We start from the raw sequence: 12694 nt of genomic DNA on the forward strand, positions 1-12694 counted from the left end.
CCCGAAAAACCCGGGTGCGCCCTCCCGTAGTGCCGCCGGAGTCTCTAGGCTCGAATCTCACTCACCGTCGAAGGACACCCACCATGCGCCGCGCCTTGATCGTCGTTGACGTGCAGAACGACTTCTGCGAGGGAGGCAGTCTCGCGGTGGCCGGGGGTGCCGACGTGGCCGCCGCCGTCACCGAGCTGATCGGGCAGGCGCCCGCCGGCTACCGGCATGTCGTGGCCACCCGCGACCACCACATCGCGCCCGGCGGCCACTTCGCCGACAACCCCGACTTCGTCCACTCCTGGCCCGCGCACTGTGTCGCGGGCACGGAGGGCGTCGGCTTCCACCCGAACTTCGCGCCCGCGGTCGCCTCCGGCGCGATCGACGCCGTCTTCGACAAGGGGGCGTACGCGGCGGCGTACAGCGGGTTCGAGGGGCAGGACGAGAACGGCGTGCCGCTGGGAGACTGGCTGCGGGCCCGGGAGATCGACGAGGTGGATGTCGTCGGCATCGCCACCGACCACTGCGTGAAGGCCACCGCCCTGGACGCCGCACGGAAGGGCTTCCGTACGCAGGTGCTCCTGGATCTCACCGCCGGGGTGGCGAAGGAGACCACCGACCGCGCGCTGGAGGAACTGCGCGCGGCCGGTGTGGAGTTGACCGGGAAGCCGGTCGTCTAGCAGCCGCGCTTCAGTGTGAAGGTGAAGTCGCCGGAGAGCCTGCCGGACAGTCGGACCGCCGACACCAGGTTCCCCTCCGCGAGCAGCCTTTCGGCCTCGGCCCGCGAGAGACCGCATCCTTCGGCGATCAGCCGCAGCGGGCGGACGGGTATCGGCGCCGCGAACCGGACCGAGACGTCGATCACCTCGCGGTCGAGGTGATCCGGCCCGCCGGTGTCCAGACGCCAGGCACCCGCCCAGTCGAGGGCGACGCGGTTGCGCCGCCGCACGAGCGGGTCCTGGAGCAACTCGGCTGCCAGGAGCGGGTCGTTGGCGTGCAGCCGGTCGAGCAGCTCGGGTCGTAGGGAGCGCACGTTCGTCCGCTCCAGGACCGTGAGCCTGGTCGTATCCCCGCAGGTGACGCAGAGCGCGAGGAGCCAGACGTCGAGGAGCTTGTGGTGGGCGTTGACACGGAACTTGCCGTCCGACCGGAAGCGGTCGGACGCGCATACGTGGCAGCGGCGGATGACGAGGGGGAGGCAGGTGGGCATGACCACCCAGCGTTTGAGCACAGGAGTACACCGGTTCCAGTGAGAAGTCCGCAGCAGGAAGCGGCGCGGCGCACAGGCGCGACGCGCGACAGATCAGCTCTCGGGGGGTCTCACACGGTGTACAACGGCACGTCCCTTCCTGGCCGAACAGGTTCGCCAGGACGATAGGGGCATACGGCGGCGCCGCTCCACCGATTTTCGGAGCGGCGCCGCCCGCGGGTCAGACCGGGGCCCGCTGCGGGAGGAGTCGGTCCAGCCAGGACGGCAGCCAGGAGACGCGGTCGTCCGAGGATGGCGAGGACGGCCCTCCTCAGCCCCGCTGGGCGGCCCGGACGGTAGCCGCGGAACGGCCTCCGCCGCGGTCCAGGGCGCCCCGAGCCATCCCACGATGGGGGCGGTCGCCGCAGGCCGCCTGTCGAGCGGGTGGTGCCCCCTCACGCGGGGGCCGCGGGCCTCCGCAGCAGCGCCCGGATCGGGTGCCACAGCTCCTGGGGCAGCTCCGGACCGGGGGCGACGACAGCGTTGTCAGGCGCCGTGCGCCATATCAGGCCGTCGGGGTGGTGCAGTACGGCGGTGATCTCGTCCGGGGTCGGCGGAGAGCCGTTGCCCCGCAGGTAGACAGCCCGCATGCCGAGGTTGCGGAGCCTGGTCAGGGCCCGGGCGCGGTTGCGGGCGTGGACGAGCACGCGGACGCAGCCGTCCCCCTGGGCGGTGGGTCTGGGCAGGTTCAGCGCCACCACCACGCTGCCTGTGGGCAGCTTGCAGAAACCTCCTGCGGACAATGCGGTCACACCCCCGTGCGAGTCGGTGTCGATATCGGTGTCGACGTCGGTGTCAATAAGGGAAGCACAGGACGCACCTAAACACGTATCGGCGGCGACCCGCCAGGGGGTCACCGCCGATACGTCTCTGACCTGCGATTTTACCGACTACTTGGCCGAGGGGCCGACCTGGACGGTCACCGTCGAGCCGTTCAGCGGCTCCTTGACGATCTTGATCCGGGTGTTGGTGTCAGTGATCTTTACACCGGCCGTCGGGTTCGACGTGTCGTAGTAGGTCGACTTCCCGTCGTCGAAGATCGGGACGCCCGGCTGCGAGGCGATCTTGGTGGCCACGTCCGCGTTGTGCAGCGTCATCGAGTCCGTCCGGTACAGGCTGAACGGCGAGTCGTAGGCCTGGACGCGGTTGCGCATCAGCGTGCCGTTGGACCACTTCAGCTGTGTCGGGTGCGAGTCGATCGGCAGGATCAGACCCTCACCGTTGTGCTCGCTGGTGTTGTCGTCCGCCTGCGAGGTGTCCCACTTCCAGATCAACAGGCCGTTCTGGTAGGCGTAGTGCTCCACCCAGTCCGGACGGGTCGTCGAGAAGCCGAAGTTGTACGGGCCGACCTTCAACACCTTGTCGTACGACACGTATTGACGGTTCTCTGCGATGTAGTACTGCGCGTAGTCGTCCGTGAAGGACGCGCCGATGCGCGAGAAGCCCTTCGCGGTCCAAGCGGCGTCCGCCGACTCGGCGTTGTCCGAGAAGAGGGTCGCGCCGTCGGCGGTCACCGTGATCTCGTCGGCCGCGAAGCCCTTCTGCGCCACCCCGCTGTCCGTCTGGTAGCGGAAGCGGACGTCGATCTTCTGGCCCGCGTAGGCGTCCAGCGGGTACGTCAGCTTCTGGTACGCGGCCGCCGTGCCTGTGAGGGCGGGGTTGCCGCTGCCGTCACGCGGGATGGCGGAGCCGTCGGCCAGCTTGCCGTCGATCGGGGTCCAGCTCGTGCCGCCGTCGGTCGACACCTCGGTGTAGAGGAAGTCGTAGTCCTGCTCGGCGTCGTACCAGCCGTCCAGAGTGAGCGCCGCCGACGACTTGCCGGTCAAGTCCACGGAACGGGAAAGGGTGTTGCTCAGGTCGTTGCCGCTGCCGCTCCACCACTGGGTGGCACCCTGCGCCGGGGCGACCACCTCCGTGGTGACCGCCTTCTCGGGCAACTGCACCACCAGCGCCTGCGGGTTCTTGGTGTTGTACTCCGCGACGCCCAGCGTGTGCTTCGACTTGGTGCCGGCCTTGGCCACGTCGTAGTCCAGCCAGCCCAGTTGGAGCTTGTCCCAGGCGTTCATGTCGCCGGGCAGGTTGCCGATGGCGTCCTTGCCGGTGCCGAGCCAGGAGCCGGAGGACATCAGGGTCCAGAAGCCGGTGGAGTTCTCGCCGCCCGCGGTGTCGTACTCGTCGGGCAGGCCGAGGTCGTGGCCGTACTCGTGGGCGTAGACGCCGAGTCCGCCGTTCTCGGGCTGGATCGTGTAGTCGCCGACCCAGATGCCGGTGTCGCCGACCTGGGTGCCGCCGAGCTTGTTGGTGTCCGGCCCGGTGGAGCCGGCGTCGGTGCCGAAGGCGTACCAGCGGTGGGCCCAGATCGCGTCCTCGCCCTGCGCGCCGCCGCCGGCGGACTCGTCCTCACCGGCGTGCACGATCTGGAAGTGGTCGATGTAGCCGTCGGGCTCGTTGAAGTCGCCGTCGCCGTCGTAGTCGTAGCGGTCCCACTGGTCGAACTGGGCCAGCTCCGTCTTGATCTCGGCGGCCGTGTCGCCCGCCGCCTCGCGCTGGGCGACCCAGGCGTTGACGCCGTCCTGGACCGCGTACCAGGCGCCGGTGGAGGCCTTGTTGGAGCCGTAACGGGCCTCGTTGTAGGGGACCTTGACCCAGTCGGTGACCTCGCCGTCGACCGAGTAGCGACCCGAGGACTGCTTCTCGTAGTACTTCTTGAGCGACTCGGTGTTCTTGCCGGTGCCGAAGTACAGGTCCTGGAAGTGCGCCTGGTTGTAATCCGCCTGCCAGGCCGTGGAGTTGTCCTTCGCGCGGTCCGGCGCGGCTATCTGATTGTGCAGCGGGCCGGCGGTGCCGCCGTAGCGGGTGTCCACCTGGTCGCCGAACTCGACCAGGATGGTGAAGATCTTGTCGGTCTTCTCCCGGCCCAGCTCTACGTACTTGCTCCTGCCGCCCTTGCTCTTGAGCTGGACGACCTGCGAGCCGTCGCGGTCCTTCACCGAGGCCTTGCCGGATATGACCTGGTTCAGGGCCTCTTGACGCTGAGCGTCCTGCGTCTTGCTCAGCGGGCCGTCGAGGTCGTGCTCCTTCTGGGCGACCGGCGCGGGGTCGTGCCGGTCCACTCGGGCGGAGTTGGCCGTGGTGCCTGCTTCGGCCACGGCGAACGTCGAGAACGTGGCGGTGGCCGCCGCGAGGGCCACGCCCACCGCGGCCGTTCTGAACGTCCAAGGTCTGCTGGTCACTTGAGATCCTCTCTGCGCAACCGATCGCGCGGTACGCGTGATAGTCAAGTGACGTTATTTGACTGGAGGTTTACTAAAAAAGACAGACCTTGACTTGAGCAGGACAAGTGCACTAGACGAATCCGGGGCCCGCTTTGCGGACACCGGCATGTCCTCAACGGGCGCGCGAGTACGTCCACTTGGTGGACGGTATGACTCCGTGCGCCCCCCATGCTCCGGAGCTGTGTGTTAGGTCATGCTTACTACACGTTCCACTCGGGCATGCAGGCGAATAGAGTCGATTGGCGGAACGCCAGGAACCGGCGGAAAGCCAGGCCGACATCCTTGTCGCTCCCCCGTTTCACAGCTCCCCTCCACCCCCTAACGAGGACTCGATTGCCATGCCTCGTCCGACTGCCGCACAGCTCGCCTACGGCTCGTTCACCGTGATCTTCTCGACGCTCGCCATGCTGCTGCTGTCACAGACGAGTTCGGGTCTGGGCATCACGGTCATCGCCTTCGCGGCGCTCGCCCTCGGGCTGCTCGTCTCGCTGACGGTGCCCCAGCCGAAGACCCGCGCAGCCGCCGCCCAGCCCGCGGCCCCGGCCGCCGTTCCGCTCGCCCCGCAGCACGTGCGGGTGTCGGTACGGCGCGAGACCGTGTCCGCCGCCGTGTCCTCCGCGGAGCCGGTGCGGGAGCGGAGCACTCCCTAGACCAAGCACAAGCGCAAGTCCCAGCTCAGCGACGCGAATCGGCGGGTCCGTTGACCACGGACCCGCCGATCGCTGTGTACCCGCCGGCTCAACGTGTGCTGACCACCACCGTCTTGGCGGCCTTGTCGTGCAGGCCCTGCTTGTACGGCTTGTCGAAGAAGCTCCAACCGCCGCTGATCGCCGTCCAGATGCACGCGCAGCAGAACGCGAACGGGATCCACAGCACCGCCGCGCGGATCAGATTGGTCTGCACGGAGGGCGTCGAGCCGTTGTCGAGGTTGGCCACCCGCAGGCCCAGCCACTTCTTGCCCAGCGTCTGGCCCGACTTGGCGAGCATCACGGTGTCGTAGCCGATGTAGAGCACGGCCGCCGTCAGCGACTGTCCGAGCGACTTGGCGTAGGACATGTTGTCGGAGTTCACGTCGTACTCATGGACGCCGAAGGCCCAGGTGAGCAGCCAGACGACGATGCCGACCAGGATCATGTCGATGATCCGGGCGAGCGTGCGCCGGCCGCTCTCGGCGAGCGGGGGCATGCCGGCCAGGGGGTCGGTGGGGTAGGAGCCGCCGCCGTGGGGATCGCCGTACGGCTGGTTTCCCTGGTCGTACGGTGAGCCCGATCCCTGGCCAGGAGGGGGCTGCTTCCTGAACGGGTCGTCTTCCGGCGGCTGCTGGCCGGAGCCCGGAGGCGGTTCGGTGCTCATGGCCCGAGTCGACCGCGAACGGTCCGGCTCCGCATCCGGCGAGCGGCCGTCCGGGGTACGGAATCGGGTACCCCGGACGACGTATGCCCCTATGCCGCTACGAACGTATGTGCTGCCTTGTCGTGCCAGCACTGGTGCCACGGCCGGTCGAACAGACACCAGGCGACGCCGACGATCCCGATGCCGAGCAGACCCGGGACGCTGTAGACCAGCCAGCGGCGCAGCGCCCCGCCGAAGCCGGGGGGCTCGTGGCTCTCGATGTCCCGGACCTCGATACCGTAGAGCTTCTTGCCGAGGGTGCGGCCCCACTTGGCGGTGGGCAGCGCCTCGTAGAGGACGCCGACGAGAAGGAACACGGCGAGGACGATGCCCAGGTAGACGGCCGTGGTGCCGTCGAGCAGCCAGACCGTTTCGGTACGGCCGGAGAGCTTGGCCGCGTCGATCTTCTCGTTGATGTGGTCGGCCGCCCTGGTGCCGAGGGGTAGGGCGGCCCCGGCGGTGACCGCGCCGAGCACGAGCGTGTCGACGAGCCGGGCGACCAGCCGCTTGCCGAGCCCCGCGGGCCGGGCCGCCGCCTGCCGCCGCGCCGCCGCCTGGAACACGTCCTCCACGGGCGGCTTCCACGGCGCTACGACCCCGTCCTCGTCCCCCGCCAGCCGATGCACCTGCTGCGCCCACGAGGGCTGCCCACCACCGGGGCCGGTGGCCATGGGCATGCCCTGCGGCTGCACCTGGCCGGCCTGCTGGGGCACAACAGGAGCGGCGGAGGCGGGTGCCCCGGGGCCACCAGGTCCCGCCTGGGCGGCGGCAGCGCGGGCGGCCGCCGATCCGTTTGCGGGACCCGCCGGTGCGGCCCCCGAACCGGTGCCGGGCCCCGCTTGGGCGGCGGCCGCACGGGCCGCTGCCGCCTTTCCAGCACCGAAGCCGGGGGCAGAGGGGTCGCCGACGGGGGTGTTCCCGCCAGCCCCCTGCGAACCGGGGCCCGCGGCGGTGGAGCCGGCTCCTACGGGGCCTTGCACACCGGGGCCTCCGGCGGATGAGGGGGGACCTGCGAGACCTTGCGAGCCGGGGCCTCCGGCGGACGCTCCGGGGTTGGACCCCGCCGACCCCGCTCCCGCACCGAACCCACCGGCACCTGATCCCGCCGAGCCGTAACCACCAGAGCCCGCGCCCGATCCCGCACGACCCTCCGCGCTGAAACCGCCGGCCGAGCCGGACCCCACCGGACCTTGCGCACCGAAGCCACCGGGGCCGGACCGCGCCGAACCCTCCGAACCGAGACCACTGGCAACCGGGCCGGAGCCCGCCTGCCCCTCCGAGCCGTAGCCACCGGCACCCGGACCGGACCCCGCCGATCCCGCTCCCGCACCGAAACCACCGGCACCCGACCCCGCCCCACCACCGGGACCACCCGCACCGGCACCGGCCCCCGCCGAACCCTGCGCACCGAAGTCGCCCGCGCCCCCGCCCTGCGCCCCCGGCGCCCCACCCTGCTGAGGCGTGCGCGGGGTCGGGCGGCGGAAAGTCGTCGTGCCCTCGTCGGGGGTGTCCGGGGTCGGGCGGCGGAAGGTGAAGGTGCCGGGGTCGGGGGATTCCTCCTGTTGGGCGGGGATGCGGGGGTCCGGGGCGCCCCAGGAGACGCGGCGGTCCTGGTCGCCGCCGAAGCCGCTCTGGTGGGAACGGTCCGCGCCCCACGCCGCCGCCGGCTCGGGGCGGTCGGCCGGGCCCGGCGCGGGGTCCTCGTCGAAGAAGTGCGGCCCGGTCTCCTCGACGGGCGCGGCGAGCGGCAGCCCGTCCGACGGCGCCGGGCGGCTGGTGCCGGGCACCCACGCCGTGCCGTTCCAGTACCGGACGTATCCAGGAATGGACGGGTCCGGGTAGTACCCCTCGCGGGGCCTGTCGTCACCGGGTGCCGGGGTTGGGGCGCTCATGTCCGTCGTCCCGTATCTGCTCGGAGGTCAAAGGGGGTGTCCACATCTATCAGACCCGAGCAACCGCCACTGCCCGTCCCGTCCGACCCACCCCTTTCCGGGCAACCTCGTGCACGGAGTCCACACGCCCGGAAAAAAAGATTCCCGAACTCGCGTAATGCTTCGCGCCGCACGCCCTCTCCACTCGTACGGGCCCACCGCGGGCCCCGTCGACGAGAGGAGACCCACGTCATGCACACAGTGGTGGAGCGGGAGTTGGAGCTACAGCTCATCCTGTCGCCGGAGCGGAGCATCCCGGTCCCGGCCCGGCTCAGCTACCGCACCGACGATCCGTACGCCGTCCACATCACCTTCCACATCAACTCCGACCACCCGGTGAACTGGACGTTCGCCCGCGAACTGCTCGTCGAGGGGGTGTTCAGGCCCTGCGGCCACGGTGACGTGCGGGTGTGGCCGACGAAGGTGGCGGGGCGCAGCGTCGTCCTGATGGCGCTGAGTTCACCCGACGGGGACGCCCTCCTCCAGGCCCCGGCGGCCCAGGTGTCCGCATGGCTGGAGCGCACCCTCCGGGTGGTCCCCCCGGGCTCTGAGGCGGAGCAGCTCGGCATCGACGACGGCCTCGCCGAGCTGCTCGCACCGACCCCGGCCGACGACCTGTGGCTGCGCGACCCGTGGCCCTCGGACGAGTCCAAGGACGGGGAGTGAGCCGTACGAAGAACAGCAACAAGAGTGAACGTCAGAACAGCTTGCCCGGGTTGAGGATCCCCAGCGGGTCGAAGGCCGCCTTGACCGCCCGCTGCATCTCCACGCCCACCGGGCCGATCTCGCGGGCCAGCCACTCCTTCTTCAGGACGCCGACGCCGTGTTCGCCGGTGATGGTGCCGCCGAGTTCCAGGCCGAGGGCCATGATCTCGTCGAAGGACTCACGGGCCCGCCGGGACTCGTCGGGGTCCTGCGCGTCGAAGCACACGGTGGGATGGGTGTTGCCGTCGCCCGCGTGGGCGCAGACGCCGATCGTCAACCGGTACTTCTCCGCGATCCGTTCCACCCCTTCGAGCATCTCGCCGAGCCGCGACCGGGGCACGCACACGTCGTCGATCATCGTCGTGCCCTTGACCGCCTCCAGCGCCGTGAGCGACAACCGGCGCGCCTGGAGCAGCAGTTCGGACTCCGCGGCGTCCTCGGCGGGCACCACCCCGGTGGCCCCCGCGGCCTCGCAGAGCGCTCCTACGGCGGCCAGGTCGGCGCCCGGGTCCGCCGTGTCGAAGGCCGCGAGCAGCAGCGCCTCCGTGGTCTCCGGCAGTCCCATGTGCGCCAGGTCGTTGACGGCCTTGACGGTCGTACGGTCCATCAGTTCGAGGAGGGACGGGACGTGCCCGCCCGCCATGATCCGGCACACGGCGTCGCACGCGGCCGCCGCGGACCCGAACTCGGCCGCCAGCACGAGCTGTTGGGGCGGCCGCGGCTTCAGCGCCAGGATCGCCTTCACCACGATCCCGAGCGAGCCCTCCGAGCCGACGAACAGCCGGGTCAGGTCGTACCCGGCGACGCCCTTGGCCGTGCGGCGACCGGTGCTCATCAGCCGCCCGTCGGCGAGGACGACGTCCAGGCCGAGGACGTACTCGGCGGTCACCCCGTACTTGACGCAGCACAGCCCGCCGGAGGCGGTGCCGATGTTGCCGCCGATCGTGCACATCTCCCAGCTGGAGGGGTCGGGCGGGTAGTACAGACCGTGTTCGTTGACCGCGCGGGAGAGCGTCGCGTTGACGACGCCCGGCTCGACGACGGCGATGCGGTCGACCGGGCTGATCTCCAGGATCCGGTCCATCCTGGTGAGGGACAGCACGATGCAGCCCTCGGAGGCGTTGGCCGCGCCCGACAGGCCGGTGCGGGCGCCCTGCGGGACGACCGGGACGCGCAGCTCGGTGGCGACCCGCAGCACGTGCTGGACCTGTTCGACCGTGCGCGGCAGCACGACGACGGCGGGCGTGCCGGATGGGCAGAAGCTCGCCATGTCGTTGGCGTACGAGACCGTGATGTCCGGGTCGGTGAGCACGGCCTCGGCGGGGAGGCCGGTCAGCAGTTGGTCGAGAAGGGTTCCGGTGTCGTGGTCGCGAGGCGCTTCGATACGGCTCATGATCACAGCGTCGCACTCGCGGCCATCGGTGTGAACCCGTCCACGCGAGGCTTTGGGTGCCGGGGTGTGGTCGTCGTACTGACGCAGAGTGAGCGTCATGGAGAACGAACAGCGCGGCCCGGGCACGTCCCTGGTGGCGGAGGTGCGCAGGCGCCGCTCCCCCGTCCTGCGGCGGGTACTGATCGCCTCGGTCGCGGGGTGTGCCCTGGTCGGCGGGCTGCTGTGGCTGCTGCCCGAGGAGCCGCGTCCGGCGCCGCCGCCCGCGCCGAGGCCCAAGGCGCAGGCGCTGACCGCGGTCACCGCCGGGGTGCCGGCCTCGCTGCCGGACCTGGCCGCGCTGATCGGCGACCGGGAGGCCCGGGTGCGGGTCCGTCCGAGGGACGCGCGGTCGTGGGCGGTGCTCGGGGCGGCCTATGTGGAGCAGGGGCGGCGGACCGGGGAGGCCCTGTACTACCCGAAGGCCGAGCAGGCGCTGCGGACCTCGCTGAAGGTGCGGTCGAAGGGGAACGAAGCGAGCGCCGTGGCCCTGGACGGTCTGACGGCCCTCGCGAACGAGCGGCGGGACTTCCGGGCGGCGCGGACCTGGGGCGAGGCCGCGGTGAAGCTGGCGCCGAAGCGGTGGACGACGTATCCGCTGCTGATCGACGCGTACACCGGCCTCGGCGACTACAAGGCGACCCGGCGAACCCTCGACAAGCTGCTGGCGCTGCACACCGGGCCCGCCGTGATGGCGCGGGCCGCCGCCGTCTACCGCGACCGGGGCTGGCGCGAGGACGCCGCCGCCCAGTTGGCCGACGCGGCCGCGAAGGCGACGGCGCCCGCCGAGCAGGCGGCCTGGTGGCAGCGGGCCGGGGAGCTGGCCTGGGAGCGCGGGGACCGGGAGGTCGCGCTGCGGCACTTCGAGGCGGCCGTACGGATCGATCCCGACCAGCGGGAGGCGCTCGCCGGTGAGGGCCGGGCGCTGGCGGCACTGGGCCGCACCTCGGAGGCGCTGAACGCCTACCAGGTCGCCCTCGCCAAGCAGCCGACCCCCCAATACGCCCTGGAACTGGGCGAGTTGTACGAGTCGCTCGGTCTCGCGCAGGCGGCCCGGGTGCAGTACGACACCCTGCGCACGCTGGTGGCGCAGGACACGGCGGGCGGGGTCGACGACGAGCTGGTGCTCGGCGTGTTCGAGGCGGACCACGGGGACGCGCTGGATGCCGTACGGCGGCTGCGGGGCGAGTGGACGCGGCAGCCGGGGATCGCGGTGGCCGACGCGCTGGGGTGGGCGCTGCACCGGGCCGGGCAGAACGAGGAGGCGCTGAAGTTCGCGTCGGTGGCGACGGACAAGGTGCACGGGGGCGGGGTGCGGGACGCGCTGTACGCGTTCCATCGGGGCATGATCGAGCGGGAGTTGGGGAAGTCGGCGTCCGCGCGCCGGCATCTCCAGGAGGCGCTGCAGATCAATCCGTACTTCTCACCGCTGCGCGTGCCCCTGGCCCAGGCCGCGTTGGCGGCGCTGGGCGAACCGGCGGACGAGCCGCTGCCCTCGGACACTGCGGACAAGGAGCCTCAGGACAAGGCGAGTTGAACCCCTGGCTCAGACCGCTGCCGTGCCGATCAGCGCGTTGCGGGTCACGAGTGCCGCGAGTTCGTCCTCCGTGAGGGACTCCGTGCCCTCGGGCCTGCGGGGCAGGACCAGATAGCGGGTCTCGGCGCTGGAGTCCCACACGGTGATGTCCGTGGACGGGGGCAGGTGGAGGCCGAACTCGGCCAGCACCGACCGGGGTTCGCGGACCACGCGGGAGCGGTAGGCCTCGGACTTGTACCAGCCGGGGGACGGGCCGAGGAGGGCTAGCGGGTAGCAGGAGCAGAGGGTGCAGACGACGACGTTGTGGAGGGCGTCGGTGTTCTCGACCACCCGCAGCCGCTGGTACGAGCCGTCCATGTAGCCGAGTTCCTGGACGGCGGCGGTGCCGTCCGCCAACAGCCTTGCCCGGTAGGACTCGTCGGTCCAGGCGCGGGCCACCACCCGCGCCCCGTTCACCGGTGAGGCGCCCGCGAGGAAGGCGTCGAGCACCTCGTCGACCGCCCCGCCCGGGACGATCCCCTTCTCCTCCAGCAGGGTCTCCAGTCGCCTCACCCGCCGGGAGATCGAGGCGTCCGCGTGGTCACCGCTCATCGTCAGGCTCCTCCTCACACGCCGCCAAGTAGCTTTCCCACAGGTCCAGTACGACGTGATGGTCGCCGTCGCCCCAGAGGTCCCGGGCCGCGAACCGCACCGCGTACACCTGCTCCACCGGCGCGTCCCCGCGCCCCTGCGCACTGACGTCCGCCAACTCCGCGCGCCCCTCCGGCTCGACGACGACACCGCACTTGCCGCGCGCGTACCGGGGCAGGCGGGTGTGGTGCGGCGGGTCGTGCGGGAAGGTCCGGACGCGGGTGCCGGGCGGGAAGCGGTCACTCATCCGGCTCCCCCAACTCACCGGGTGCGAGCACGCCTTTGCGTTCCAGCAGGGCGGCGATCGCGGTGAACCAGCGTTCGTAGTACGACATCTGGAGGTAGGCGGCGGGCGGGATCGCCTCGATCGCGTCCCGGAACTCGTTGGTGTTGAAGATCCCTCGCGCGCGCAGGGCGTTGAACAGCCCGACGACCCGGGCCTCCCAGTCGGCGTGGAAGGGCTCGGGGTCGTCGGTGGTGTCGATGGCACCGAAACCCTGGGTGCCACCCACGTCGTTGATCCTGGCCATGGGACCAGTGTCCTCCCAAGTCCCGCGC

13 protein-coding genes are annotated in these 12694 nt (G+C 71.0%); 4 read left to right on the forward strand and 9 right to left on the reverse strand.

Going from position 1 to position 12694, the window contains the following annotated elements:
• Positions 1–83 precede the first annotated feature (83 nt).
• A complete protein-coding gene (locus ABZT04_RS37640) occupies positions 84–668 on the forward strand; it encodes an isochorismatase family protein (RefSeq protein ID WP_355913261.1) in 585 nt (194 codons plus the stop codon).
• On the opposite strand, the gene ABZT04_RS37645 is transcribed toward ABZT04_RS37640, so the two are convergent.
• From ABZT04_RS37645 to ABZT04_RS37655, 3 genes are all read right to left on the reverse strand, one after another.
• Complete coding sequence (locus tag ABZT04_RS37645) at positions 665–1219, reverse strand: DUF1062 domain-containing protein (protein WP_356062838.1); 555 nt, start codon at positions 1217–1219, stop codon at positions 665–667. The genes ABZT04_RS37640 and ABZT04_RS37645 overlap by 4 nt on opposite strands.
• Positions 1220–1632: 413 nt before the next feature.
• Positions 1633–1980 (reverse strand): hypothetical protein, encoded by a 348-nt coding sequence (locus ABZT04_RS37650; protein WP_356062841.1) that lies wholly within the window; start codon positions 1978–1980, stop codon positions 1633–1635.
• Between the two features lie 147 nt (positions 1981–2127).
• The gene (locus ABZT04_RS37655) at positions 2128–4470 is read right to left on the reverse strand and encodes an immune inhibitor A domain-containing protein (RefSeq protein ID WP_356062844.1); all 2343 of its coding nucleotides are present in this window, start codon (positions 4468–4470) and stop codon (positions 2128–2130) included.
• 380 nt (positions 4471–4850) lie between these two features.
• Between ABZT04_RS37655 and ABZT04_RS37660 the strand changes: the two genes are divergently transcribed.
• The gene (locus ABZT04_RS37660) at positions 4851–5162 is read left to right on the forward strand and encodes a hypothetical protein (RefSeq protein ID WP_356062847.1); all 312 of its coding nucleotides are present in this window, start codon (positions 4851–4853) and stop codon (positions 5160–5162) included.
• A gap of 88 nt (positions 5163–5250) precedes the next feature.
• Here the strand turns inward: ABZT04_RS37660 and ABZT04_RS37665 are convergent, their stop codons facing one another.
• Both ABZT04_RS37665 and ABZT04_RS37670 read right to left on the reverse strand, forming a co-directional pair.
• Positions 5251–5865: an RDD family protein gene (locus ABZT04_RS37665; protein ID WP_356062849.1), complete on the reverse strand. Its 615-nt coding sequence runs from the start codon at positions 5863–5865 to the stop codon at positions 5251–5253.
• An 89-nt stretch (positions 5866–5954) separates the two neighbouring features.
• Positions 5955–7796, reverse strand: a complete 1842-nt coding sequence (locus tag ABZT04_RS37670) for an RDD family protein (RefSeq protein ID WP_356062852.1) — start codon at positions 7794–7796, stop codon at positions 5955–5957.
• A gap of 231 nt (positions 7797–8027) precedes the next feature.
• On the opposite strand from ABZT04_RS37670, the gene ABZT04_RS37675 reads away from it, so the two are divergent.
• Complete coding sequence (locus ABZT04_RS37675) at positions 8028–8501, forward strand: SsgA family sporulation/cell division regulator (protein ID WP_356062855.1); 474 nt, start codon at positions 8028–8030, stop codon at positions 8499–8501.
• Positions 8502–8532: 31 nt separating this feature from the next.
• Here the strand turns inward: ABZT04_RS37675 and ABZT04_RS37680 are convergent, their stop codons facing one another.
• Entirely contained in the window at positions 8533–9939 is a 1407-nt protein-coding gene (locus ABZT04_RS37680) for an FAD-linked oxidase C-terminal domain-containing protein (RefSeq protein WP_356062916.1), read from the reverse strand.
• 91 nt (positions 9940–10030) lie between these two features.
• On the opposite strand from ABZT04_RS37680, the gene ABZT04_RS37685 reads away from it, so the two are divergent.
• Entirely contained in the window at positions 10031–11506 is a 1476-nt protein-coding gene (locus ABZT04_RS37685) for a tetratricopeptide repeat protein (RefSeq protein WP_356062857.1), read from the forward strand.
• A 9-nt stretch (positions 11507–11515) separates the two neighbouring features.
• Here ABZT04_RS37685 and nthA read toward each other — a convergent pair whose 3' ends face one another.
• From nthA to ABZT04_RS37700, 3 genes are read right to left on the reverse strand one after another with little or no spacing between them, the layout of a single operon-like run.
• The gene (gene nthA, locus ABZT04_RS37690; RefSeq protein ID WP_356062860.1) at positions 11516–12097 is read right to left on the reverse strand and encodes a nitrile hydratase subunit alpha; all 582 of its coding nucleotides are present in this window, start codon (positions 12095–12097) and stop codon (positions 11516–11518) included.
• Positions 12087–12383, reverse strand: coding sequence for an SH3-like domain-containing protein (locus ABZT04_RS37695; RefSeq protein ID WP_356062863.1), 297 nt, complete (start codon positions 12381–12383; stop codon positions 12087–12089). The genes nthA and ABZT04_RS37695 overlap by 11 nt, the downstream gene beginning before the upstream one ends.
• On the reverse strand, positions 12376–12666 hold the full coding sequence (locus ABZT04_RS37700; protein WP_356062865.1) for a hypothetical protein: 291 nt from the start codon (positions 12664–12666) through the stop codon (positions 12376–12378). The genes ABZT04_RS37695 and ABZT04_RS37700 overlap by 8 nt, the downstream gene beginning before the upstream one ends.
• Positions 12667–12694 lie beyond the last annotated feature (28 nt).

This window comes from Streptomyces sp. NPDC005492 (genome assembly GCF_040605995.1).
Classification (GTDB): Bacteria; Actinomycetota; Actinomycetes; order Streptomycetales; family Streptomycetaceae; genus Streptomyces.

Coding starts and splice junctions, on each gene's coding strand:
- ABZT04_RS37640 (WP_355913261.1), top strand. CDS start 84: ATGCGCCGCGCCTTGATCGTCGTTGACGTGCAGAACGACTTCTGCGAG.
- ABZT04_RS37660 (WP_356062847.1), top strand. CDS start 4,851: ATGCCTCGTCCGACTGCCGCACAGCTCGCCTACGGCTCGTTCACCGTG.
- ABZT04_RS37665 (WP_356062849.1), bottom strand. CDS start 5,865: ATGAGCACCGAACCGCCTCCGGGCTCCGGCCAGCAGCCGCCGGAAGAC.
- ABZT04_RS37670 (WP_356062852.1), bottom strand. CDS start 7,796: ATGAGCGCCCCAACCCCGGCACCCGGTGACGACAGGCCCCGCGAGGGG.
- ABZT04_RS37675 (WP_356062855.1), top strand. CDS start 8,028: ATGCACACAGTGGTGGAGCGGGAGTTGGAGCTACAGCTCATCCTGTCG.
- ABZT04_RS37685 (WP_356062857.1), top strand. CDS start 10,031: ATGGAGAACGAACAGCGCGGCCCGGGCACGTCCCTGGTGGCGGAGGTG.
- nthA (WP_356062860.1), bottom strand. CDS start 12,097: ATGAGCGGTGACCACGCGGACGCCTCGATCTCCCGGCGGGTGAGGCGA.
- ABZT04_RS37695 (WP_356062863.1), bottom strand. CDS start 12,383: ATGAGTGACCGCTTCCCGCCCGGCACCCGCGTCCGGACCTTCCCGCAC.
- ABZT04_RS37700 (WP_356062865.1), bottom strand. CDS start 12,666: ATGGCCAGGATCAACGACGTGGGTGGCACCCAGGGTTTCGGTGCCATC.